Raw genomic sequence first — 23,869 nt, 5'->3', positions numbered from 1 at the left:
TCTCCTCGGTTAACTTTAATTATCAACTTCAATCACTGCGATATCATCCAAGTCAATCTGATCGGTACCGTTAACATTGCCAATTCCATACAACCTAAAGTTAACAACAGCATTATTTGCCCCTTGAGGGGCTGTAAAACGAAAGGTAACTTTCGTCCAAATCCCTGGACCTGGTTTAACATAATTTCCAGCTTGCGAGCTCAGGTATGTGGTGCCGTTATAATCATCTGCATACATTTTGAAGCCCAAGGCTTGCAGATTATTTGCTCGAATCCAAGCCGAAACTTCATACGTTTTGCCTGGCACAACGACCATCCCCTGTTTTACTAACACCGGGTTCATGGCTGTTGTCACTGATTTCAACGCTATGCCATAGTTACCTGAACGGGCGCTTTCACTCGTTGTTGCGATACTGGTTCCCGCTGTGGAATAGTAACTCCAGTTTGTAGCCTTTCCAGCGTTCAATTGTTCAAACCCAGGATTAAGAAACAGGTTCAGATCCTTTTGAATTTGCACATCATCTATCCAAGCCTGACCATCAACAGACGGATCCGCCTTGAAGTAAACCTGAAACGTTTTTGTTTGTGGTAGAGCAGTGAACGACACTTCGTATCGTGTCCATCCACTATTATTATTCGCTTTCCCCCATGTGTAGGAGCCTACTGTACCCATCGCAGCATCTACCTGTCTTATGCCTAATTGCACTAGCCCGTTTAACGAACTATTCTTCACCCAGCCGGACAAAACATATTTCTTGCCTGCAATGACGGGAATACTTCTATCATAAGCGGTACTAAGGACATTCCAATTGTTCGCGGGATCTGGGTCTAACCGAGCAGAAGCTAATCCAGTATGCGCCACAATTCGATCCCAGGTATTCGTTGCCATATACCATCCGTCCGCTTTTACAGCACCGGAAGCTTGTTTCTCAAATCCGCCGTTATACACGACTTGAACAATGGGCTCAATAGAGGAGCGGACCCTATTCAGAGAATCAAGCAGTTCTGCCTTGTTCCCCTCCAACGTGCTATCCGCTTGTTGCTCCGTCCATTCTATCAATAGGTCTAAATCTTGCAGTGAAAGATTCGCTTCTTCCAAGGACTCATTTATCGTGTCATTCGTGCTGCTCAATGCTTGCTGTAATTGCTGTAACTGTCCAATAAGCAGATCAGACTTTTCTCTCCAGTCCAAGTTGGAGATCGAATTCCTGGCGGACTGCAATTCTCCCATCGCTGCGTCTACGCTTGCAGTAAACGATTCAATACGATACACAAGCGTCTGTTCTGGAGCCAAAGTTACAGGGATGCCATTCTCCCAACTGGCCCACTTCATTTGTTGATCCCCATACATGGGTTCTATCTGGTATCCTTGCAAATTAATTGGAATACTCGTGGACTGTTCCTGTTTCGTCAGATTGATAGCCACAGCATAGCGCTCCTGCCCATGTTCCCACACGCCCCACTGCACGCTGCTTCCAATGCTTTCCTGAAGCTTCGTTCCCTCAGCATTAAGATCGCCAATCAACTGTAGCTCTTCCTTAAACGAAACAAGCCCTGGCCACAATTCTGAATCTTTTAATTTCCATCCTGGATCATTAATAGAGTAATAAGCTAAACCTTTGCTCCCTGCTAGAAAAGACTGATACGCCATATTTCTGACTTGAGTAATGGTTGGAAGATAGTTATATTCGGAATTCTGAAGGCGGAAAGTTTGCAGAACCGTCCAGATCGGCTTCACATCGTCTACACTCGCCATTGCTCGTCGCACACTGCTACCTACCGCAGATATCGGCTGCATGAAATTAGTTCTGTAAGGATACACATCGGTTGTAAGAATATCCGTTGCCTGACCGACCGAACGGAATGCACCATGGTCATACTCCACCATATAGGTCGGATGATCGAGGTCGATTGAACGGATCAGCTTATAGGCCTCCACCAGCTCCGACTGAGCTATGCCGTGTAACACAGGCTCATCCATAATCATCCACCCAAGCAAAGCGGGATGATCTTTAAGCGCAGTGACCAATTCGCGGGTCAACTCGTAGTTCTCCTTCACCTTCATATCCCAATATAGTGGCGCCAACACTTTCAATCCATTAGCATGCGCAGTATCGAGCAGCAACTCCATACTTGCTGTACTTGTTGTATTCTTGCCTTGCACAGTATTGATTCCAATATCCTTCAGATACGGGTAATCTTCAACATTCGCATGATAAGCAATGACCGGGAAGAACGGCTGACCCTCTACAGATACAGGGCCATTCTCCGGCAACGTCGTCGGCCGAGGCCAGCGATAGATTGTTTTCTTCAGCTGATCGATCGGTTGCAGCCACGCATCCTTCAATTCCACTGTAATTTGATAGGGCAGCTTTAAATCCATAACGGTCGGATCGAAAGGGACATTCACCTCCGCAGCAGCCGGCAAGCCCAGTTGCTGGAATACGGCAGATTGACTACCTTCAAGAGAAATCCGGACATCCACTGTTTTATTGTTGTAGATCCCGTCTTCCGGACGCAGCTTGGCAAGCATTTTACCATTCGTCACATCTGGATAGTAAAAAATTTGATCCGTTTCTAAGCCCAGAAGCTGTGCCGGATTTATTGTTTTAACTACGGATGCGTCATCGTAATATACGGTCCCAGTCCCATATAAGCGTAAAAAAACATACATATACTTAGAGCCTAGTGGAGCCTGAATCTCATATTTCAATTCATGCCACAGACCATCGTTTTGGGACACCGGAGCTTTTGAATTGTAGCCAGTTACCCAGTTCTCAAGTGTATTATCTATTCCCGAATAAAACTCAACTTTGTAACCGGGGTTTCCGGTCACTCCAATCGCTTTGAACCAGGAGGTCAAGTTGTAGGTCGCGCCTTCTTCTACCGGAATTGGCTGCATGACCCATGGATTATTGCCTTGATTCGTGGAGATAACCAGCCCATTCGATCCCGTCCGAGCCGCTTCCGAAGTGACATCCAAGTAGCTACTCCAGCCATTTTGGATTGGCATCCAATCCATAGCAATGCCGTTATTCACTGCTTCAAAGCCGCCGTTCTTCAGTAGTTGTTCCACAGCAAGAGTGAGGGATATCGTTGCCGTTCCGCCCTCTTGAACTTCAATTTGATCGGAAGTTTTGTTAACGTTTCCCGGCTTAATCACTGTTAGGGTGTACCCGCCTGCTGGCACTTTAGGTATCGTATAGGTTCCTTCTGCATTCGTTACAGCCCTCAGTCCAGTGCCACTCACTTGTACAGTGGCTAAGTTTAGCGGAATACTGTCAGCCCCATAGACCGATCCGGTTACTGTGCCCCCTTCTAGATCAGGAGTTGCTGTTTCTGCTTGAGCAACATTAGTTGTTAAATGCCAGATTGAGAAAGTCAATAATATTGCTAAGCATATGCTTACAAAAAAACAATGATTTCTCTTTCCATTTAACATAACTTTCATCTCCTTGAAATAAATTAATCATTCAGTTAAATTGCACCTCTGTTTTGATCAATTCTAGATGATTGTTTGTTAATCGCACTCGAGTTTGTTCAGCTTGGTCCCCAGTCAGACATATAAATACGGTTGCCGCCGCTTCGACTTTCATTTCCGTTACTTCAACTTCTCCCACCTGATGCAATGTGATCACCGGCACATCAGGATTATCCCCATATGCCGCTCCCTGAACGCGATGCAAGGAGAGCTGACCGATATGTTCAGCGTGCACCAGACTCCAACAATCTGACAGCGTATTTTCTGTCCAACGTACACGCACCTGATCAAAACTAATCGATACTGCATGTCGGATATAAATAAAATAAGGAGAAAAATGATGATAAGCGTATCCTGCTATATTCTCAGGGATCCCCAATCCATATTTCTTCTTTCTCGGCGTTATTTCAAATTGCGACTGTGTAATCTGTACCTGTTCGATGCAGTCTCCAGGTTGCCCAACTACCGTACAGACTCCATTTGCTTCAGCAATCACTTGACTAATTGAAATCCGGCGGATGCTTCCTCGGTTTGTCATCAGAAAAATCGGCACACCCTCGATGTTCATCTGCAATGTAATCCCCGTAATCAAGATACCTGCGATTTCCCCATCCTCCGCAGTCAGGTTGATAAATCCTGCTGCTTCAGAGACTGAACAATTGGAGATGGCGATTTGACTTACTCGGGTAAACACACGCTTCTTAAGCCACGGATCCAGTCCTGTGTAAATCCGAAAGCAATTGACAGAAGTATGAAAGGTACAATTTGTGATCGTCATATATCCGGCCTCTTGCGATCCATTAGCATCAATGGCGATTGAATCGTCTCCGGTCTGAAAATGTGAATTCGCAATCGTTACATATTGACAGGAACTTAGATGGAAACCATCGGAATTCGGTCCTCGTAAATCATTGCTAATCGTCACTCCGTTGATATTCACACGATTGCAGTCGATCAGCCAGCCCGCATAAGTGGAACAGTTACTGATTGTAATTCCTTCAATCCACACATCATCACAATACTCGAATAATATAGACATCGGTCGCCATTCCTTGGGCTTGTAGGTAATCAGTGTCGATTCCGAGCTGTCACCTACTCCCTCTTTAGCTATCCAGAACGACTGATCCTGCCCGTCCAGTCGACCCCGACCGCTGATCGTGACTCCCGAAACGCCGATTGCACAAATATTAGCGGGATACGCTGTAGGATTGTCAGTACTCTGATAAACATTTACCATCTCATATTCGTTGCGATCTGTACTAGCCAGCAACACCGCACCTGCATCCAGAACGAGGGATACATAACTTTTCAAGTAGACCGTTCCGATCAAATACCGTCCTGACGGTACGAGAACCGTTCCGCCTCCTTCCGCTGCGCAAACGTCGATTGTTTGCTGAATTGCCTGCGTTGCGGGTACAATCCCAGTGCCATTCGCTCCGAAAGTGACCACATCATAAATCTTCATTCATCTCGCTCCCTCATTTTGTTACAAGTCCGATTACGGTTACTCTTTCACACTCCCGAGCACGATTCCTTTCACAAAATATCTTTGTAGGAATGGATATACCAGCAGAACGGGTAGCGCCCCTAAAAAGATTTGCGCTGCTTTTGCCGTTCGATCACTAATTGAAGTCAATTTTTGGAAATCACTTCCATTTAGTTTAGTCAGATCCATTCCTTTGATAACAGAGTACAAATATGTAGCCAACGGGTATTTATCCGGAGAATTCATGAAAATAAGACCATCAAACCAGGAATTCCATTGTGTGACGATCATGAACAATCCAACCGTTGCTAGTGCGGGTTTCGTAGAAGGCAGGGAAATACTCCACATCGCGCGCCAATAACCAGCGCCATCCATAAAAGCCGATTCCTCTATTTCTTTAGGCAATCCACGGAAAAAGTTCAACAGCAAAATGATGTTAAACACCGGCAATGCCGAAGGGAGAATCAACGCCCAAATGCTATCCAGAATTCCAATGTACTTGATTGTCATATACGTCGGAATCAATCCACCGCTGAAGATGATCGTAATCACAAAGAACCATGCGTAAATCGAGCGAAAATTGAAATTTTCTTTCTCTTTGGATAACGGATAGGCGCAAAGAATCGTTAGCGCCATCCCGATCGCTGTGGCCAGCACCACTCTAATCAGTGTCACACTCATGGAACGAAGAAATTCGGGTTTATTCATAATAAACGAATAAGAATCTGTAGTGAACTTGACTGGCCATAACTTGACCGCCCCTGCCGCTGCTTCGCTGCTGTTACTGAACGATATAGCCAAAATATGAATAAGCGGGAGTACGCAGCTTATGGAAACTATCGTTAAAAAAAGTAAATTAAATACTTGAAAAGTATACTTGTTGAATGTTTTTCGTTCGAGCATGAGTGCCTCCTTAGAAGATTCGATAGTTCATAAGCTTGTATGCCGTCCAATAGGAGATGGAAATTAGCAGCATCGAGATGACCGATTTAAACACACCAATTGCCGTAGCCAAACCGTACTGGAAATCAATCATGCCCATCCTGTACACAAAGGTGTCGAGTATGTCACCGCTTGCGTACACTGCCGGATTATATAAATTAAAGACTTGATCAAATCCTGCATTTAGCACATTTCCAAGGCTTAATGTCGCCAACAGTGCTATGATCGTCCTCATTCCAGGTAACGTCACGTGCCACATCTGTCTTCCGCGTCCAGCTCCGTCAATCACTGCTGCTTCATACAAGGAAGGATTAACACTAGTTATTGCCGCCAAGTACACAATCGTGTTAAAACCAAATTCCTTCCACACATCTGTGCTTATAAGGACGCTGGGGAACCAGGCATTGCGGCTAAGAAAAGAGATCTTCTCAATACCGACTGCATGCATAAACTGATTAATAATCCCATCTAGTGATAATATATCCGTTAAGATACCGCCCAGAATAACCCACGACAGAAAATGCGGTAAGTAAATCAACGTCTGATAGCCGCGCTTAAGAAAATTATTTCGCACTTCATTTAACAATAATGCAATAAAAATCGGCACGATCATACCAGCTACAATTTTCATCAAAGCAATTGTGAGTGTATTGCGCATAACAATGGAAAAGTCAGGAAGTGAGAATGCGTACTTGAAGTTGTCAAACCCGACCCAGCGCGAACCGAACAAACCTTTTGCTGGTATAAAATCTTGAAACGCAATGACAATCCCCACCATTGGCGTATAGCTGAATACAAGCGCAAATAATATCCCGGGTATAAGCATTACATGTAACGGGTACTGTCGAGAAAACTTTTTCTTCATAAAAGCGCTCCTGTCTGTCGTTCTCCAGTTATTGAAAAGAGGAGGGAAATCCCCTCCTCTACCTAATCGTTTATAGGTTGGAATTCCATTCAGTTACTTCTTTAGCGATCTCGTCACCACCAAGCTTATGCCAGTTCTGAACAAAGGTATCGAATTCATCGATAGAAACTTCGCCCATAATAATTTTTGTGAACGTCTCGTCTTCCATCTTGGTCAACACACCGCCCTTTTGCGACATTGTTTTCGTTGCTGGACCATAGAATCCCGGGTTATGCACTAGGTTCTGATCAATCTTCTCCTTCACGCTTGGCCACGCACTCGTTTTTCCATACATGCCCTCTTCATACCATTGCTTCAAATCGCCTTTTTGGTAATCAAGTATTTTCGCGTAATAACCTGCCTCTTCCGCATTCAAGCTGCTAGCATTTTTCGAATCTAGTGCCTTCATCAGATTAAGATGAATATCTAAACTTCCATTCGGTTTAGAACCATACAACAACGGATAAGTATTGTATAGGAAGCCATCTTTGGCGATAAAGTAGTTTTCTACGTCGAAATCTTCATATGCTTTTTTGAACATCAGATTGAGCATTTTAACTGCAGCTTCCGGATGGGCTGCACCCTTTCTCACTGCAATGTATTTGCTAACTGGGAATTCAAATTGCGCTTTTGCAGGTGTACTGTCGGCAGAAGGAATCCCATAAGCGACCCAACGAGCTTTCGGATCCTTATCTATATTGGATTGCAGCGGATAAGTCGGGTTCCACCAAGCACCATACTCGATACCTACTTTACCACCGGCCAATTGCTCAATATTCTTATCTCCCGCTTTCACGATAAACTCGGGATCAATCAGACCCACCTTGAACATTTCACTTAGCTTTGCCAACGCAGCCTTGGCCTCAGGTTGAACGCTTCCATATACAAACTTTCCATTTTTATCCTGGAACCACTGATTAGGATAAGCATGATAGCCGTTGAAAAAGCCCTTTAACGATGCGAAGCTGGCTTTGGTCATCTGCTGACCTACCGCAATACCCAATGTGTCAGCTACTTTATTACCATCCGGATCACGGGTAACAAATGCTTTCGCGATCGCTTCAACATCTGCCAAAGTGCGTGGAGCGCTGAGTCCCAGATTGTCTAGCCAATCCTGACGTATCCATAGTACCTGTGCTGAGTCCGAAGCAGAACCAACCTTAGGAAGAGCTATCAATTTACCTTTACTGGAAGCCGACTTCATCTGTAAAGGATCCATACCCATTATCTTTTTGGTCAGCTCCGAAGCATATTTGTTATAAACCTCAGTAAGATCAGCGATCTGATTGGATTCGACTAGCTGTTTCATCTGTGTACTATTTACAGCGAATATATCTGGCAAATCTCCAGAAGCAATCGAAACGTTCAGCTTCTGATCATACTCTCCTTGCGTCCCCTGCATCGTCCACACGTACTTGACCTTGATACCTAGCATTTCCTCGTATGCTCGGCTCCACACGTTGTTTTCCAGAGATTCCCCGTCGCGGAACTTGACACCGCTTACATCGCGAGCAGCCGTAACTTCAATTGTTGGATTCATTCTACCCAATGGCTGATCTGAAGAATTGACTGTATCGCTAGTCGCAGGAGTTGGTGATGTTTTCTGCCCATCTCCATCTCCATCTCCATCTCCTTGCTCACCCTTGCTGCATGCAGTAATCGTGATTAGAACAGCGATTAGCATGTACAAAAAACCAATTCGGAACCCCTTTATACCCATCTGCTTTCCTCCTGGTAACTTTTAATTTATTGCTTGGTTTCAGTATAGTATCTACTGAAACCACTCTCAATCGGACGTTGTTTACATACTCAACTTTTCTTTACACATTAACTGACGGTTATAAAAACTCACGATATTCAGTTGGGGTCATCCCGGTATGCTTCTTGAAGAAACGTGTAAAGTAAGTGGGTGAATCAAAACCAAGAGACTCAGCCACCTCCTGGATTTGCTGGCCCGGTGCGCGCAGCAATACTTTGGCTGCCGACAAGCGCTCATTTGTAATGTACTCAGACAGTCCTTCACCAGTTGTTTCCTTGTACAGTCGCGATAAATACGAATGATTGTATCCAGCAATTTTACTGAGGTGCTCCAATGAGAGAACCCCCCCCAGATTGCTTTGAATGTACTGTTTGATCTTCCGGACGACTTCCCGTTCACGGTTTGCGAATTGATGTTGCTGCATATGGAAGATTGACGCAGCCAACTGCCACAGCTTCGCTGAAATATCGCCCCAGGTCTGATGATTTCCATATACCAATTGGTCATATTCGAACCAAGTCGACCAACTCTCTCGTTGATCCGACTGGTAAAAGTGAGAGAAAAAAATGGACAGCAGTGAATGATAGATTTGCAACCAAAGCTCGTCCTGCCTGACCTGATCTGCTGGGACCCGCCCGGTCACTTCTTGGAACAGCTCATGGAACAGTTCAATCTGACCTTTCTCTAGATAACTTTGCAATTGCATCCAATTATTGGGCCGAAGTTCATAGAAGCGTTTGCTGTCATAGTTAAAGTTTCCAGACGGTAGGTCTGTCTCCACTGCCGCCATCTGCTGCTGCATGCCATATTGTGTATAAAATATAGCTTTCATTCTGGCGAATTCTGCGCTACAATCCCCCCAGTTGACCGGCTCACCAGCCGCCAACAAGGAAAGTTTCAGTTCTAAATGTTGCATGCAATCCGACTGAATATGGGTCAGCCTATTTGCGACGCGACGCTTGAGCGTTTCCCAGCTGGAATCACTGTCTCTAGCGATCACACTGTTCCGACATACCTCGGACTGCGGTTGGATCAGCCACACCCATTTGGTCTGTTCGTAGAAGAAACCATAAAATTGTGCATAACCTTGAAAATAACGATCGACGATTGTTCTCACGGCATACATTTGAGAACCGTGAACAGCAATATTGCCGCTGTTACCCCTATTTTCTATCCGTCCCAGAAGCATTAATACAGGCATATCCGCATCAAGTGACAGCTCCAAATTAAGAAACTGTCCTTTCAAATCCCCTTGGTCCACCGCTCCATTCAATAGTTCACCTATATATTGCTGTTGCAAAATGGGCAGCGATGCCTGCAGCTGTTTCTTGGCTATCTCTATCAATCGTGTCGCTTCATCGGCACTGCGTAGCAGCTCCAGCGCTTTATCTATCGCCTGAATTATGACCTCGTCAGATTCCGTCTTCAAAATGTAATTGATGCTATCATTACGCAGAGCAGCCTGAATATAGCTGAAATCATTATATCCAGTCAAAAAGATCATTTTGCAACTCGGCCAAAGCCGAATAATCTGCTCATGTAAAATCAAACCCGTCATTCCCGGCATCCGAATATCCGATACAACAATATCCATTCTGATTCTTTCCAGCATCTCTAACGCCTCAAACGGAGAGTACGCACGAAATAAATGAATGGACTCCTGATAAGTTTCCTCAAACAAGGTGATCAACCCGTCAACAATATACTCCTCATCGTCCACAACCAGTAAATTGTACATTTCAATTCTTCCCTCCAGGTATATAAATTTGTACGCATAATCCACCAATCGAAGCACGTAATACTTGTAAACCAAACGGTTCACCAAATTTCAACCCAATGCGTTTATGGACATTGATCATCCCTGTCGTTTCGGTTATATCATTGTATCCAGTCAATTTTCTTTGCAGCTGAACAATCTGCTCATCAACGAGCTCTTCACCATTATCCTCAATAGTAATTACAACTCCATCAGCCACGGTGTTGAATCGAATCATGACCAGCCCGTCCGATTGCTTATTGAGTAACCCGTGCTCGAAAGCGTTTTCGACTATCGGCTGCAGGAGCAAGCGCGGTACTATCAGTTGATGATGCTCTGGTAACAGCGAGTCATAGACCGCCTTCATTCGCCGCTTATACCGAAACATCTGGATCTCGATATACGCTTGCGTGTGGTTCCACTCCTCCAACAGCGAGACATCTTCACTTTCACTTCGGGTGATAAAGCGGAAGTACTCACCCAGATGCTTAGCTAACCTTTGAACATTATCGAGATCCTTCATATGTGCGAGCCGGTACATCACAAAATAGCTGTTATACAGAAAGTGCGGATTGATCTGTGATTGCAACTGCTTAAGTTCCGCCCGCTGAGTACGAATTTGTTGCTCGTAAACTTGGTGTATTAATACTTCAAGCCGATTTGTCATCTCATTGAACTGATTATACATATAATTAAACTCATCCTTGAACTGATATTGAATGGTTACACCGGTGTGGCCTTGTTCGACTTTACGCAGTGCTAGAACCATAATCCTAATCGGTTTTCTAATAAGTCGGTGAATCCAATAGGCGAACAACGCCACGACAAATAATGATACGATCGACAAAGCAACCAACCAGGTTTGATTCTCCTTCAACGGTCCAAGGATCTCATCTTCCTTCACATAGAATAGCAAAGTAGTACCCGTCCGTCCCGAGCGCTCCATGGCGACGAAATAACGAACATCGTCGATTGTGATCCACTCATTTTGTTCCGTTTTATTCTGTGCGACAAATGCTTGTAGATAAGGCTGGAATTCAGTACGCATATCTTCAGTCGCACCACTCTGGAGGAACCAGTCCATCTTTGCGCCAAACAGAAATCCCCCTCCCTGTAAGCGAGATACCATTTCAGTGAGCGATTGCATAATTTTTTCCCGAGATAATAAAATCTTTACTGCGTATAGCGGTTCAATACCCTCTGGAAGAGATACCGGATATACGCCGTAAATATAATACTCGTTGAAGGCTTCAATGATTGAATCATCCAAAACAGTTTTGGCTTGTATAAACGCATTCTCATCAAAGGAACTTTTGTAGGATGTGGTCGAGATCGTCCGATTAAGTTTGGGGATGGCGACTTCCACATCACTTACATATGAACTGAAGGATTTGAGTACATTTAGTTTGTCTACGATCCGACTAACAGACTGAGTAAATTGGTAGGGAGACATGATGCTAGACAGCATGCTGATATCCTGCAGATCTTTGTCCAATATGTATTCGTTTCGCAAGTTAATAACTCTTAGCATCTCGCTGTCAAACGTGTTGAGATAGTCGTCGACTTTTGATTTTGTCGTTTTTTCAATCTCTGTTTTGACTTTCTGAGCCCCTTCATTGTTACCAATGAGTGCCACTGTAAATACTGGTATTAACACAATTAAAAATGAACCTAACAATTTCGTGTATATCGAAAAGCTTCTGTTCCGCAAATATGAAACGATAGACATGTGCATATTCCCCCTTATCACTAACTTGCAAAATAAATCACATAAATTTGCTCGGCATTAAGAAGCTTTCTGTCTAATTCGGGGTATAGACATATAAGCCATGCTTGTTTTCCAAGTAGGCTTATTGCAGCAAGGGCTGCACTTTTTTATGTTTTTCTTCAAAATATTCCTTGTTTTAAATAGGTAAATAAATAGAAATCGCATCAAAAAAACTCTTTAAACTGGGAATACTCCTTAATATTTAGATTACCGAACTGAATATATTGTAATTAGGTTACCTCTTTCCGTACTGTTAAGTGCCAATTTCATATTAACACATATTGGAAGTATCCTGCCCGTTAATTGAGAAGGCTGCCGTTCTATGTAAACGGCAGCCTTCTCCTGATGTCTATTTAGCTATAGTTTGCCGTCAGCGTAACAAAGTTCTGCCGTTGATACCAACAACTACGCTGGTAGCCTCTAGATATTCAAAATTAATGATGCAGTCGAGCCATTTGCATTTCCAAGACGCGGCTTCTAGTGTCGGGGGGTTTGTACTGTTTTAAGAACCCGTGGTCAAATGTAAAAAAGGCATAGCCATCTTTGTTGCCAATTTCAATGAAATGCTTCCCCTCCTCCTCAAAAAGGGATGAGTAAAATACTTCTTCTTTAGCCCCATCAGGGAAGAGACTACTATCCCATTGAATAACTGTCGATTCGAAACGATCATATTCTGCGACCCAACGATGGATCTCCACAGCAGGCGGGACCCAATCCGTCTGGTTTCCGACCCATTCAGGGACACCGTCATTGTCGAGATCCATCGGAATGACGGTATGTCCTTGAAAATCCATTATCTTCCATGAATCGGTTTTGTGATGATAAATCACCAACCCATTCTTTGCACCTATTTTACCAAAAGGGATTTCAATAGACGCGCCAGACACATCCCCGGTTAAGAAATTCATTGGATTAATCCAAGCTTGATTTTCATTGTAATTAGTCAAGTTACCCAACTTCCATTCCGAGTTCTTACCCTTGAGATACCCCGTATATATTGGTGAGGCATCACCACCACTTTTATAAATATGAACTTCCGCCTCAGATTGAGATAGAACAAAGCTTTTGATAAGCTTCGCCTCAGAAGGAGGAGCGCCTGACTCTAGTGGTTGTCCCAGACCTTCACCGAAGGGAAATGCTATATTCTCTAGAAACAAGTCAGGTCTATAGACCGATTGCTGTTCACTTTGTTGAGTGTTTGCTGTTGGCATACTGGTATGATAAACCTGATCATTACTGCAAGCGAGTATACTAAGCAATAACGGTATCATTATGCCGATAAACCGAACTGTGTTCGTCAATATATAAATCACTCACTCTCCTATTTGTCTTTATCCTTAAATACTAATCATTGAAAAATGACAAATTGTCAATCTCTAATTAATCTATATGATGTAACGCTTTGAAACTAATTGCTGTAATCGGCATATCAAGTGAATCGAAGATGAATATATTTCTCCGTGGATAGTCAACTTCATCTAATAAAACTGAATCTTTCGGTACGATTGAGTTCGCTCTGGCAGCACTAATTGCAACAAATTTGTACCGGCTTTGGCCGGTACTTCAATAATCAAAAAAGGCGCTTGCAGTGTAGCAAGATCCTCAGAGTTTCCGTAGCGTAGCCAAATTACGCAACTAGTAGTCCGTTTCAGACTAGTTTGGTTCAAACTTAATTCGGGTTGGAATAACTACATAGACATAAGGATTATTATCTTTCCATTTTTTCCTGCCCTAGCTTAACTCCCTCTAAGCACTTAGAGTCCCTATTTTAAACAGCATGATGATTACCTTCCCTGCATAAATCTAGGGTAGAGCAGGTTAATTCGGGGGTGTGTATATGATAAATAAACCGAACTTCCTCCTGATTGTTGTCGATGAGGAGCGGTATCCTCCTATCTACGAAAGCCCCGAGATTAGAGCTTGGCGGCTCACAAATCTCCCCGCCCACGAACGATTACGCGCGAATAGCGTGGAACTTCACCGTCACTATATCGGTAGCGCTGCGTGCTGTCCGAGCCGGGCTACGATGTTTACCGGCCATTACCCCTCACTCCATGGTGTCTCGCAAACGAACGGCATCGCGAAAAGTGCTTTCGATTCAGATATGTACTGGTTGCCGCCGAATACTGTGCCTACGATGGGCAATTACTTTCGCGAGGCAGGGTACCAAACATACTATAAAGGCAAATGGCATATTTCGTATGAAGATATTCTTGTTCCTGGAACTAAAGATGATATGCCTAGCTACAATCCTGCAACTGGTATGCCGGACCCGCAGCGGGAACAACTTTATTTGTCCGCAGATCCGCTGAATGCTTTCGGCTTCTCTTCTTGGATCGGGCCTGAACCCCATGGCCGCAATCCTCGTAATTCCGCTTCATCGGCAGCTACAGGCTTGAGCGGCAGGGATGTCGTTTATGGCACTGAGACTGTTAAGCTGATTGAAGCGCTGGATCTTCAAAAGCGTACCGACTCTGATGCAAAGCCATGGCTCGTCGTAGCTTCCTTTGTAAACCCGCATGATATTACACTGTATGGTACGCTGACCGATCATCTACCGAACTTGTTTCATTTCCAGGTCGATCGGATGCCGGAAGTCCTTCCTCCGCCAACGATCGGTGAGTTTCTGAATACGAAGCCAAATTGCCAGGCTAGCTACCGGGATACTTATCCATTAGCCCTGCAGCCGATCGTAAATGAGTCGTTTTATCGGAAGCTGTACTATCAGTTGCAAAAAAATGCCGACTTGCAAATAATGAAAGTTTTAGAAGCGCTGAACCGCTCTTCTTTCAGTGACGACACTATTGTCATTTTCACTTCAGATCACGGCGAGCTGCTGGGCGCCCACGGCAATCTGCACCAGAAAATGTACTGCGCTTATGAAGAAGTTCTGCATGTGCCCTTCCTCATTCACAACAAGCGCCTCTTCCCGCAAAGCCGAAGCTTTTCAGAGTTAACCTCCCATGTCGATCTTCTGCCTACGATGCTTGGACTTGCGGATGCAGACATTCCTGGAATTCAATTCCGGATGCAGAGCCGCTTCAGCCAAGTCCGCCCCTTCGTTGGCCGCGATCTTTCACCTTACTTACTCGGTCGCAAAGAGCTTGGGGGAGTCTCCCTTCGTAAGGATCTGGTTTATTTCATGACCGATGATGATATAACACGTGGCCAGCATCAACTCAATCCATTAGGAAGAGCTTACACCTCCGTTGTTCAGCCTAACCACATCGAGACCATTATCGCCGATCTACCCGGACAGCACAGACAGCCAAATCAGCTATGGAAATTTTCCCATTACTTCGACAATGAGCAGTTCTGGAGCGAACCGGGAGTGCGAGACCTCACGATTCAGGTGTTTGGTGAAGCATGTGCAGATCCCAAACAAACAGCAACTCCCACTTGTCATGTTACTTGCAAAACCGATCCGGTCCCTGAGCAATACGAGTTCTACAACTTAACCGAGGATCCGTTGGAAACCCGTAATCTCGCTCACCCTTGTTGGGCCACGCCGGAATCAGAACATGTCCGATTGCATATGGTCCGCTTATTGGAGGAGCAACGAAGCCAGAAGCGTTTGAGTCCAGAACAAGGTGACCTTCGATATTAGGAGAATACCGATTTTAGATAATGAGTTGTACACAAGGAAAGTTATCCCATTTAAAGTGGAAAGGTCCGATATCAAGTAGTTGATTATTATATTCTAAGTAAAAATAACTTCACTCAACAATATCGGACTCTTTATCAATAGCTACAGAAGCTATAGTTTCCCGTAATGTCATAATATTACTCAGCAATCTTAAGCTCGATCCAGACTGGCCCTAACCAGGAATCTATTCGGCACCAGTCTCGCCAGACTTCATTCACCATCACACTTTGGGGGCTTAAATTGGCTCCCGTTTCCATACCATCTGGAGAACGAAAAAGCTTCGTCGTACTCTTTAACTGGACTTCCTGCCGGACCTCACTCACCTCGAATAAAGCCGTGTAACGCGGTGAGATCCATCTTTCTCCGTTCAATGTCTCAATCAAGTAGCGGCTATCCCACTTTGCTTTCACTTTTACAGTTTGAGGCGCCAATTGCATCCCTGTAGGCTTGGTAAGACCCGGATCGCTATAGAGTGACTCCACACCGAAAATCTCCAATCTCGTATCAACTGACTTTTGATTTCCCAGAAGCGCGTTATTTGGTATAATCCATGCATTTCCAAGCCAGGTAGAAATCAAGTAAATCGGAACCAAATAACCTTCCCCATGTCCAACTCTCCGTTGACTTTTGTCCAATATGGTAACCGTTTGGGGAGCTATGATTCCGATTGACTGCCCGTTTTCACCTAATATAGTAGTGTTTTCAAATAAGGTAATTGTCTTCGCTGGAGATGAATCCTCGATAGCTATAGTTGTTGTTGCGAAGACTTCCCTTGCCGCCATACACGCGAATAAAGCTATAACTACTACAGATAGCTCTCTTTTTTTCATGTCGAAACTCCTTGTTATTGATTTTTGACCAAAAGAAAATCGCCACCAAAAAGCCAGCTATTATAACAACCAACACATTCATGAAACATCTTCCTGTAATTACTACTAATCATTTAGACGTTCAACATTCACGAAAGTTCCATCATTTTACAGGAATTTATTAAGTACTTTGATATCTAAGATTTTGGTTTTTTGAGCTTTAGTTTCCTGTTAATTGAGTGATGGAACCTTTAGATGCCTTATTTTTCATTAATCTTCTCTCGTTCCCGTTAGCGCAATGATAAGTTAGGCGAACTCAATCAGTTTTTTGTCTATCTCGCTAATCTTTCCAATATCCGATGTGCCATCCCATAAAATAATACACCTAGCTTCATCATTCTCAACAAAATCATCAAGTTGACTTAGTTGACCTGAAAACAAAGCTCCATACTCTATCCTTTCAAGGCCATGGTAACTTGGTTGAAGCTTAAATTTCATTAAACCTTTAAAGTAAACCTCATCGATTTTTTGATTGGTTTCCTCAAATAATTCCCTAATTACGCATTGCTTAGCAGTTTCTCCATCTTCAATAACACCTCCAGGTAATTCCCAGATTTCTCTCCATTTATTATGCATGAATAGGTACTTTCCTTGGTAATCCACTACAATTAATGCATGTGTCAGTGGGGCATCGAATTCGGTGGTATTGAGGTGATCCTCTTCAATTTCAAAGAATTCCAAGAAAATATTCCCTTTTGCATCTGTCATGATTGTCATTTCTGTATTCCTCCGTTTTCTATTTTTGCTGAAACAAAAAACGCGCTAACCCATCCCTATTATTAAGAATGGGTTAACGCTTCTCATGATGATGTGATTGTATCATTATCAATTTGGTTATTGAAAAAATGAATTCGGATACCTCAACTCACCTTTAATTCTTTTCATTTTCCCCTCTGAGAGTTCAAAGAACATAAAGATGTTATCAGAGACGTTAAATTGCTTCAGGTTAAATCCATGTTCTCTCGCTGGTTTAAATCCGAATTTTGGATAATAAGTTGGATGTCCTATTAAGAACACAAAGTCATAACCTAATGCTTCACTTCTTTTCAAACCTTCTTGAATTAATTTACCACCAATCCCTGTTCTCTGATTGCATGGCAGTACGGGAATAGGAGCTAGGACGATGATCTCATTACGATTGTCGTCTTCAACAATTTCTGCTTTGCTAAATAAAGCATGACCTACTATTTGGTCATTCTCTACAGCAACAAGCGATAATTCAGGAATAAATCCTTCGGATAATCTTATCCTTTCAATTAGTCTTGATTCATCATTTCTATTCCCAAAAGCCAAATAATTCAAATTATAAACCTCACCATAGTCACTTAATCGTTCCGTCCTAATTTTCAATTTGTAACCTCATCCTTTACGTCTATTACTTAAATTAATAGTACTACGATTTCTGACGCAAGATTAGGAAAGTTTCCGTATAATCGAACTATCATACCCGTCCCTCAGCGAACAAAAAAAATGCATTGGCACCCGCTGTTCCGCTATCGTTGGCATGATAAAGAATCGGAAATCCAAAAACGACAAAATGATAGAAACACATGGTTGAGTCCGTCCCCTGTCAATTATCCTTGGATATTCTATCTAATCACTGCCATGCACGTTAAGTTATACTACCTTAAGGAAGTTCTTTATTTCATTCCATGCATCCCCGCTCGAGAATATGAAAGAGTGATCACCACGATGAATTGTCTTCATTGTCTTCTCTCCTCCCCATTTAGCTACAAGGTTTTTAGAATATTCTATAGGTATATTTTTATCTAAGTCCCCTGCTAAGCATAGTAACGGGGTTTTAATTGAAGAAGCCTTTTTTATTGAATTATAAGAGTCACTAATAAAATAAGAGAGCGGAAACATATTATGTAGTTGTAAAGCGTTTGAGATTGATTTGCCCTTAAATTTAGAATAATTATCATACGGAGAAACTAGAATTGTGCCAACTGTTGAGCGTTCACTTGATAAGTTCACAGCGATTCCCGTTCCTAGGCTATATCCCATCGAGACTATTTTCTTATTATCAATATCACTTCTTTTTGAAAAATAATCATAAATTGAATTAGCGTCATTGTATAAACGATCCTTACTTGGTTCTCCTTCACTCAGTCCATACGATCTATAATTAATCAATGCTACAGACCATCCATCTAAACCCTTAGCAATCGATAACATATCAGATACTTCTTCCGCAGAACCGCCAAAGTAGATAAGTAGCGGAGCTGCTTTAACATTCGAATTTTTTATAAACCATCCGTACAAGTTTATATTGTCAGATGTGTTGATTTTAATCTCTTCAGCATCACTATAAAGCAACCTAATCTTTTCAGCAGTTGATTGATCAATCTTTTTAGGTTGGTAAACTAGATTATTAATTTTGATAAGTTCGTCCAGATTTTGATAAAAAAAGAGGCAAATGATTAAATATGTGCCAATTAGTATAGATAAAGTTAATGATAGTACTGTTATTAATTTTCTTGTATTACTTCGAACTATTCTTATTAAAATAAGAGTTGTAAGTAAAGATAGAATAAGGGAACATACAGCGAAAATATTTATTGTTAGTGTATGTATCTTGAATATTTCTAAGGACCCTAACTTTATTTGCTCTATATTCTTAACCCAAGAAGTAACTTTGTATGAGAAAAATAAACCTGTTATTCCTAGAACACCCAATAAAGCAGAAATAAAATTAATCATATAGAATGCTTTCTTGTTAATTTTCAAATTAAAGCCTCCATTCTCATTAATTTAAATGTTATAATTTCATTTTATATACTATATATTGGAAATTCAACGAACTTATTTTACCTTTTCTTTAAAATTATTGACCTGATTTTTGATGAAATAAAAAAAGGGCAGATTCAATTGAGCCGCCCTTTCATTTATTAATTTATAGAAGTAACGTTTTTCGTTAGCGGAACGGCTCTTCCTTTGAGCTCGCTTAATGGTTTAATAGCAAATCAGAGTCGCAAAACAGTTATTGATTCGTTGTTAAAAACTTCACCGTTGTCACGGAAGCCGAATCTTTCATAAAGTTTTTTGGCAGCGTAGTTATCAGATTTATACGGAATCCAGCAGTAATCTGCTGGCCCTGCTGGAAAGGTGCGGATAAATTCCAAGATTTTTTGCATGGCTTCCCGACCATAACCCCGGTTCTGGTGTTGCTTGTCAATCATTAGTCGCATGATGCAATAGTTGTCTTCTGCGATTGAGGGTTCTTCGTATCCAGTGATTCCATAAGCCAACATAACAAACCCGACGGGCTGATCATCCGCGTAAATGACAAATGGGAACGGATGTCCCCCATTGGTTAAAAGGACATAACAAGAAGCCACGCTGGACAAATTAGACGCAACAAAGTGCCGTTGGTTCTCTGAAACTTCCAAGTTAAACATGGCACGCCGGTTTTCCAGAGTGATTTTTCTGAGCGTAATCATGCAGGACTTCCCCCCTTTTTACCCTTATTGTAATTCAAACATTTCTGCTAACAATTCGCATACTGAATTCAGGACAAATATCAATTTCTTCAGTTATAAGCTCATTCACTAATCAGAAGCTAAGGAAAATACTTTCGCCGTTGAGAAATGGCGTACACCGAGTGTGGCAAAACTGCGGCATCCTCTCTCGAATCCATGCATGGGCAGCATCGTTCTCCATCACAAAAGCGTAGTAGCCTAACACCGCTGAAAGCATGAAACCTTCAATTACTGAATAAGCCTCCTCGTACGGTAGCATTTTACCATAATATCCTGTAACGACTTGTTCCCGATATTCTTTTGGGGTATTTAAAGCAGCCATTGCTACATCAAAAAGTAGGTAACCAAAGCCGAAGAGGCAGAAATCGATAAAAGCATAACTTCCTAGCGGAGTAACAAGTATGTTACTCATGTTTAAATCCGCGTGGATGATCCCCTGCTTTAGCGTTTCAGGTTGTCCTGCACGAAGTCGGTCAACAATGCGTGTTAGTGTTTTTTCGACTATAAGGAAATTCTCTTCTGAGAACAATTCGAGTTCGACCCCGCGTCGAATTTGTTTGAGCATCTTATCAGTTCTTCGAATACCATAATCGGGACGATCCGCAGGGACGACCTTGTCGTAAGTAGCGAAAAATGTGTGCAGACTACCCACCTGAGCGCCTAGATTATATGCTGCATCAGGGCTAGACAAATCCTCTTTAGTCAAATTGCGACCTTCTATCCAGTGAAGTAGTGAGCAGCATAATGTGCTTCCATCTAATTCAAACTCGGTTACGAGTTGTCCGTACCGATTCACTACAGGCACCGGAACCATGAGGTCTGTACGCTTTGAGATCGCCTCCAACAATCGTAACTCGGATTCAACCCCTTGTCTTGTATGTTGAATGCCGCCAAGATTTAATGTCAAAGGATCATGCACTCGAAGAAGATAGACGCTACCGTTTGACGAATCGATCACTTTATATGTCCGATTTTCATTGTGCCTGATCAATGTAGCTTCGGGATTCACGATGTCATATTGGAGCAGAAGATTTAAGATCTTATTGTCCATGATGATCCTCCGATTCTATTTTTCATTCATTTATTGTGTCAAAATTATGTGTTTGCAAAGACAGTTGTTAACTTTTTAATATTAACACATATTGGAAGTATACCGCCCGTTAGGTGAATGAAATCCAATGTATTATTTATTTCTTCCTTCAAACATTAACGCATTATGATATCCTCAACATCTATGTCATCATAAATTTTTATACTTAGAACAAAGCCTATCGATACCATGTTAATCAACAGCGAGGTGCCTCCATAGCTTATAAAAGGAAGTGTGATTCCCGTTATCGGCATGATACCGATCAGCATCCCGATGTTTTCGAAAACTTGAAACAAAAACATAGCGGAAATTCCACCAATGATATAAATGCCTGTTTGGCTTCGAATGTTAAGTGCAATAGTGATCATTCGATAAATGAGAAGAAAATAAAGGAAGAGTAACGCAGATGCGCCTATAAATCCAAATTCTTCTCCCACTACAACGAATATAGAGTCTGCATAGGTATATGGAACCTGACCACTCTGGACTGAAGTTCCATGCAGATAGCCATCTCCTTCTAACGAGCCTGATCCGATTGCTTTTACCGATTGTTTCATGTGATAAGTTGCTTTTTCAGAAGCTTGCTCTGGTAAAAGCACGGCATCCACCCTATCCAACCAGTATTCTTTATGTTTGGATGCCATGAATTGTTTTACTTCCGCATGGTATTCGATATAGCTCCAGAGAGAGCTTCCGCTTACGATTATCATAATTACTAAACCTATCAAGGCATGTTTGTAGTTTATATGCCCGAACCAACAGACCACAATAAAAATAACCAAATATGCAATGGAATTACCGAGATCTGGTTGCATGAGAACCAAGAGAAAAGGAACTAATGTTATAACACCCATTGGCAGTATTTCCTTGAAAAGCCTAAGCGTCTCGACTTCTCTTTTGGATAGAAAATAGGATAAAAACAAGATTAAAATAAGCTTACACAGCTCTGCCGGTTGAAATCCAATCCCACCAGGAAGAATGAACCACCCCTGAGCATTGTTGATCGTATCCCCTTTGAAAAATAATAAAACCAGCAATCCTACCCCAATGAAATAATACATAGGCGAAAAGCGCAATAGGAGTTTATAATTAAAAAATAACATAATAAATAAGACCATAAACCCTAAACCGTAAAAATACATCATTTTAATATATGATTGAGAATAATCTGGATTAGTCCGTGTTGCGCTGTAGATGCAGAATATACTAATGATCATTAAGATGAGTAGCAGCAACAAAATAATGAAATCCAGCCCTTTAATTATTCTTTTCAACATGAAAGCTAATTGTGATCCTCCGAGGATATTCTCAATAATAAATCACCTATTTCTGTATATGTTAAGAAAGCTACATATAAGAATAAGGAAAACTGTTTAATAAAAAGTAGGGTATATATTAAATTTTCCTTAAATTTCATTCTTCTGAATCAAGATTGTATCTAGTAAGGGATATTAGAACTTTTGTTGCACTAAAAGACAAAAGCAGCCGATCGTGTCCGGCTGCGTAAGTTGTTTTATCGTTTGCACTGATACCAATTTGATAAAACTCTCTGGTTTTTCCATCAGCATGCGTATACGTTGAAGGTATGACACCACCCGGAAATTGAAAACGCAGCCCAATCGACAATGGGGCTGCGTTATTCCCTACAAAATTTACATTAATTGTTCTTCAACTCCAGCAGATTGAGCAGCACCGTTACAGCTTCTGCTCTGATTGCATTGTCTTTAGGTGCGAATTGGTTATTGCTTTTGCCTTGCACAATGCCCGCTTGTTTTACGAACGCCACGCTCGCTTTCGCCCACGCGCCAATCTCCGCCTTATTCACCGCCAAATGCTTCCTCATCAGTATAAAGTTCAGTCATTCCATAAGTTAGTAAATGCTTGTATCCATTTGGAGATTGATGTTCGCTTTTTTATTCCTCTAATTTCAAAATAAATTACTCCCATTGTGTTGATCAGCTGGCATACTACTTCACTTTTTATTCTAGATATTCTTTGAAGTTTCTCTAATTACCCTGCTCTTTACTTGAGAAAAAGGCAACCAATCAAAACGGGATGGCTGCCTATTTTATATTGTAATTAAACTATCGGTAACACTTGATCTGATAACTAAAAAAGCCGGCGGTTTACGCGGACTTCATTTGGACAATGTTCATGTCAACCGACATTTCATTAAATCCTCCCCGCACGGACTGTGAAGATGTCCAATCGACGGTCATCATACATATGAAACATGATATTCTTCTTAGGGTGAATAAAATAAATTCGGTCCGTTACACAATAATTTCCCAAACTCGGAAAATCCGAATATCCAAATGGCATTCAATAGCTATCAGTAATACACTGACAGCCATCTTTTTAATAAAGCCGCAGTAAACGTACGATTTCACCATCAATTATTTCTTCACTAGTTTTTTGAAACCCTAAGGATTCATATAGGCTCCCAGCAATCAAGTTATCGGGTCTGTGTCCGATCATTAATCTTTTACAACCATTTTGTCTCATAAGATCTATCAGCATTTTCATTGCTGCTTTGCCATAACCATTTCCTTGATGATTCTCATCAATCATTATCACAGGTATCCAATGATTACCATCTTCATCGGTTTTTTGATTGGTACTAGACTGTTATAAAAACGGAGTCTCGAGCCCCACCTATTTCATCATTCACCACGCTATTCTGACCG

18 protein-coding genes and 1 pseudogene are annotated in these 23,869 nt (G+C 42.1%); 1 reads left to right on the top strand and 18 read right to left on the bottom strand.

Features of this window, described 5'->3' with window-relative positions; translation table 11 throughout:
- Positions 1–15: 15 nt before the first annotated feature.
- From GC096_RS15340 to GC096_RS15305, 8 genes are all read right to left on the bottom strand, one after another.
- On the bottom strand, positions 16–3,441 hold the full coding sequence (locus GC096_RS15340; RefSeq protein WP_171631396.1) for a carbohydrate binding domain-containing protein: 3,426 nt from the start codon (positions 3,439–3,441) through the stop codon (positions 16–18).
- Positions 3,442–3,472: 31 nt separating this feature from the next.
- On the bottom strand, positions 3,473–4,945 hold the full coding sequence (locus tag GC096_RS15335) for a glycoside hydrolase family 28 protein (RefSeq protein ID WP_171631394.1): 1,473 nt from the start codon (positions 4,943–4,945) through the stop codon (positions 3,473–3,475).
- Between the two features lie 39 nt (positions 4,946–4,984).
- On the bottom strand, positions 4,985–5,869 hold the full coding sequence (locus tag GC096_RS15330; protein WP_171631393.1) for a carbohydrate ABC transporter permease: 885 nt from the start codon (positions 5,867–5,869) through the stop codon (positions 4,985–4,987).
- A gap of 10 nt (positions 5,870–5,879) precedes the next feature.
- Positions 5,880–6,773: an ABC transporter permease gene (locus tag GC096_RS15325; protein ID WP_171631391.1), complete on the bottom strand. Its 894-nt coding sequence runs from the start codon at positions 6,771–6,773 to the stop codon at positions 5,880–5,882.
- A 70-nt stretch (positions 6,774–6,843) separates the two neighbouring features.
- On the bottom strand, positions 6,844–8,532 hold the full coding sequence (locus GC096_RS15320) for an extracellular solute-binding protein (RefSeq protein WP_171631390.1): 1,689 nt from the start codon (positions 8,530–8,532) through the stop codon (positions 6,844–6,846).
- Positions 8,533–8,650: 118 nt separating this feature from the next.
- Positions 8,651–10,309 carry a helix-turn-helix domain-containing protein gene (locus GC096_RS15315; RefSeq protein ID WP_171631388.1) on the bottom strand — a complete coding sequence of 553 codons (1,659 nt, stop codon included), beginning with the start codon at positions 10,307–10,309 and terminating at the stop codon, positions 8,651–8,653.
- Position 10,310: 1 nt separating this feature from the next.
- Entirely contained in the window at positions 10,311–12,056 is a 1,746-nt protein-coding gene (locus GC096_RS15310; protein WP_171631386.1) for a sensor histidine kinase, read from the bottom strand.
- Between the two features lie 473 nt (positions 12,057–12,529).
- Positions 12,530–13,408 carry a hypothetical protein gene (locus GC096_RS15305; protein ID WP_171631385.1) on the bottom strand — a complete coding sequence of 293 codons (879 nt, stop codon included), beginning with the start codon at positions 13,406–13,408 and terminating at the stop codon, positions 12,530–12,532.
- Between the two features lie 524 nt (positions 13,409–13,932).
- On the opposite strand from GC096_RS15305, the gene GC096_RS15300 reads away from it, so the two are divergent.
- Positions 13,933–15,702, top strand: a complete 1,770-nt coding sequence (locus GC096_RS15300; protein ID WP_171631383.1) for a sulfatase family protein — start codon at positions 13,933–13,935, stop codon at positions 15,700–15,702.
- Positions 15,703–15,878: 176 nt separating this feature from the next.
- On the opposite strand, the gene GC096_RS15295 is transcribed toward GC096_RS15300, so the two are convergent.
- The 10 genes and pseudogenes from GC096_RS15295 to GC096_RS15255 all read right to left on the bottom strand — a co-directional run.
- Positions 15,879–16,571, bottom strand: coding sequence for a hypothetical protein (locus GC096_RS15295; RefSeq protein WP_171631381.1), 693 nt, complete (start codon positions 16,569–16,571; stop codon positions 15,879–15,881).
- A gap of 285 nt (positions 16,572–16,856) precedes the next feature.
- The gene (locus GC096_RS15290) at positions 16,857–17,327 is read right to left on the bottom strand and encodes an NUDIX domain-containing protein (RefSeq protein ID WP_171631380.1); all 471 of its coding nucleotides are present in this window, start codon (positions 17,325–17,327) and stop codon (positions 16,857–16,859) included.
- Positions 17,328–17,444: 117 nt separating this feature from the next.
- The gene (locus GC096_RS15285; RefSeq protein WP_171631378.1) at positions 17,445–17,960 is read right to left on the bottom strand and encodes a GNAT family N-acetyltransferase; all 516 of its coding nucleotides are present in this window, start codon (positions 17,958–17,960) and stop codon (positions 17,445–17,447) included.
- 267 nt (positions 17,961–18,227) lie between these two features.
- A complete protein-coding gene (locus GC096_RS15280; protein ID WP_171631376.1) occupies positions 18,228–19,340 on the bottom strand; it encodes an alpha/beta hydrolase in 1,113 nt (370 codons plus the stop codon).
- A 236-nt stretch (positions 19,341–19,576) separates the two neighbouring features.
- Complete coding sequence (locus GC096_RS15275) at positions 19,577–20,053, bottom strand: GNAT family N-acetyltransferase (protein WP_171631374.1); 477 nt, start codon at positions 20,051–20,053, stop codon at positions 19,577–19,579.
- A gap of 112 nt (positions 20,054–20,165) precedes the next feature.
- Positions 20,166–21,143, bottom strand: a complete 978-nt coding sequence (locus GC096_RS15270) for a phosphotransferase enzyme family protein (RefSeq protein ID WP_171631373.1) — start codon at positions 21,141–21,143, stop codon at positions 20,166–20,168.
- Positions 21,144–21,298: 155 nt separating this feature from the next.
- Complete coding sequence (locus tag GC096_RS15265; RefSeq protein ID WP_171631371.1) at positions 21,299–22,459, bottom strand: FtsW/RodA/SpoVE family cell cycle protein; 1,161 nt, start codon at positions 22,457–22,459, stop codon at positions 21,299–21,301.
- Positions 22,460–22,839: 380 nt separating this feature from the next.
- Positions 22,840–23,007, bottom strand: a complete 168-nt coding sequence (locus tag GC096_RS15260; protein WP_171631370.1) for an S-layer homology domain-containing protein — start codon at positions 23,005–23,007, stop codon at positions 22,840–22,842.
- 347 nt (positions 23,008–23,354) lie between these two features.
- Positions 23,355–23,504, bottom strand: a complete 150-nt coding sequence (locus GC096_RS39665) for a DUF3885 domain-containing protein (protein ID WP_446686384.1) — start codon at positions 23,502–23,504, stop codon at positions 23,355–23,357.
- Between the two features lie 36 nt (positions 23,505–23,540).
- Positions 23,541–23,768: pseudogene (locus GC096_RS15255) on the bottom strand (GNAT family N-acetyltransferase); the annotation flags it as partial.
- Positions 23,769–23,869 lie beyond the last annotated feature (101 nt).

This window comes from Paenibacillus plantarum, assembly GCF_013141695.1.
In the GTDB taxonomy this organism is placed as follows: domain Bacteria; phylum Bacillota; class Bacilli; order Paenibacillales; family NBRC-103111; genus Paenibacillus_E; species Paenibacillus_E plantarum.
The sequence above is the reverse complement of the archived record's forward strand: the minus strand, read 5'-3'. Positions and strand labels throughout refer to the sequence as shown.

Coding starts and splice junctions, on each gene's coding strand:
- GC096_RS15310 (WP_171631386.1), bottom strand. CDS start 12,056: ATGTCTATCGTTTCATATTTGCGGAACAGAAGCTTTTCGATATACACG.
- GC096_RS15295 (WP_171631381.1), bottom strand. CDS start 16,571: ATGAAAAAAAGAGAGCTATCTGTAGTAGTTATAGCTTTATTCGCGTGT.
- GC096_RS39665 (WP_446686384.1), bottom strand. CDS start 23,504: ATGCCATTTGGATATTCGGATTTTCCGAGTTTGGGAAATTATTGTGTA.
- GC096_RS15335 (WP_171631394.1), bottom strand. CDS start 4,945: ATGAAGATTTATGATGTGGTCACTTTCGGAGCGAATGGCACTGGGATT.
- GC096_RS15290 (WP_171631380.1), bottom strand. CDS start 17,327: ATGACAATCATGACAGATGCAAAAGGGAATATTTTCTTGGAATTCTTT.
- GC096_RS15325 (WP_171631391.1), bottom strand. CDS start 6,773: ATGAAGAAAAAGTTTTCTCGACAGTACCCGTTACATGTAATGCTTATA.
- GC096_RS15330 (WP_171631393.1), bottom strand. CDS start 5,869: ATGCTCGAACGAAAAACATTCAACAAGTATACTTTTCAAGTATTTAAT.
- GC096_RS15315 (WP_171631388.1), bottom strand. CDS start 10,309: ATGTACAATTTACTGGTTGTGGACGATGAGGAGTATATTGTTGACGGG.
- GC096_RS15275 (WP_171631374.1), bottom strand. CDS start 20,053: ATGATTACGCTCAGAAAAATCACTCTGGAAAACCGGCGTGCCATGTTT.
- GC096_RS15270 (WP_171631373.1), bottom strand. CDS start 21,143: ATGGACAATAAGATCTTAAATCTTCTGCTCCAATATGACATCGTGAAT.
- GC096_RS15265 (WP_171631371.1), bottom strand. CDS start 22,459: ATGTTGAAAAGAATAATTAAAGGGCTGGATTTCATTATTTTGTTGCTG.
- GC096_RS15340 (WP_171631396.1), bottom strand. CDS start 3,441: ATGTTAAATGGAAAGAGAAATCATTGTTTTTTTGTAAGCATATGCTTA.
- GC096_RS15320 (WP_171631390.1), bottom strand. CDS start 8,532: ATGGGTATAAAGGGGTTCCGAATTGGTTTTTTGTACATGCTAATCGCT.
- GC096_RS15300 (WP_171631383.1), top strand. CDS start 13,933: ATGATAAATAAACCGAACTTCCTCCTGATTGTTGTCGATGAGGAGCGG.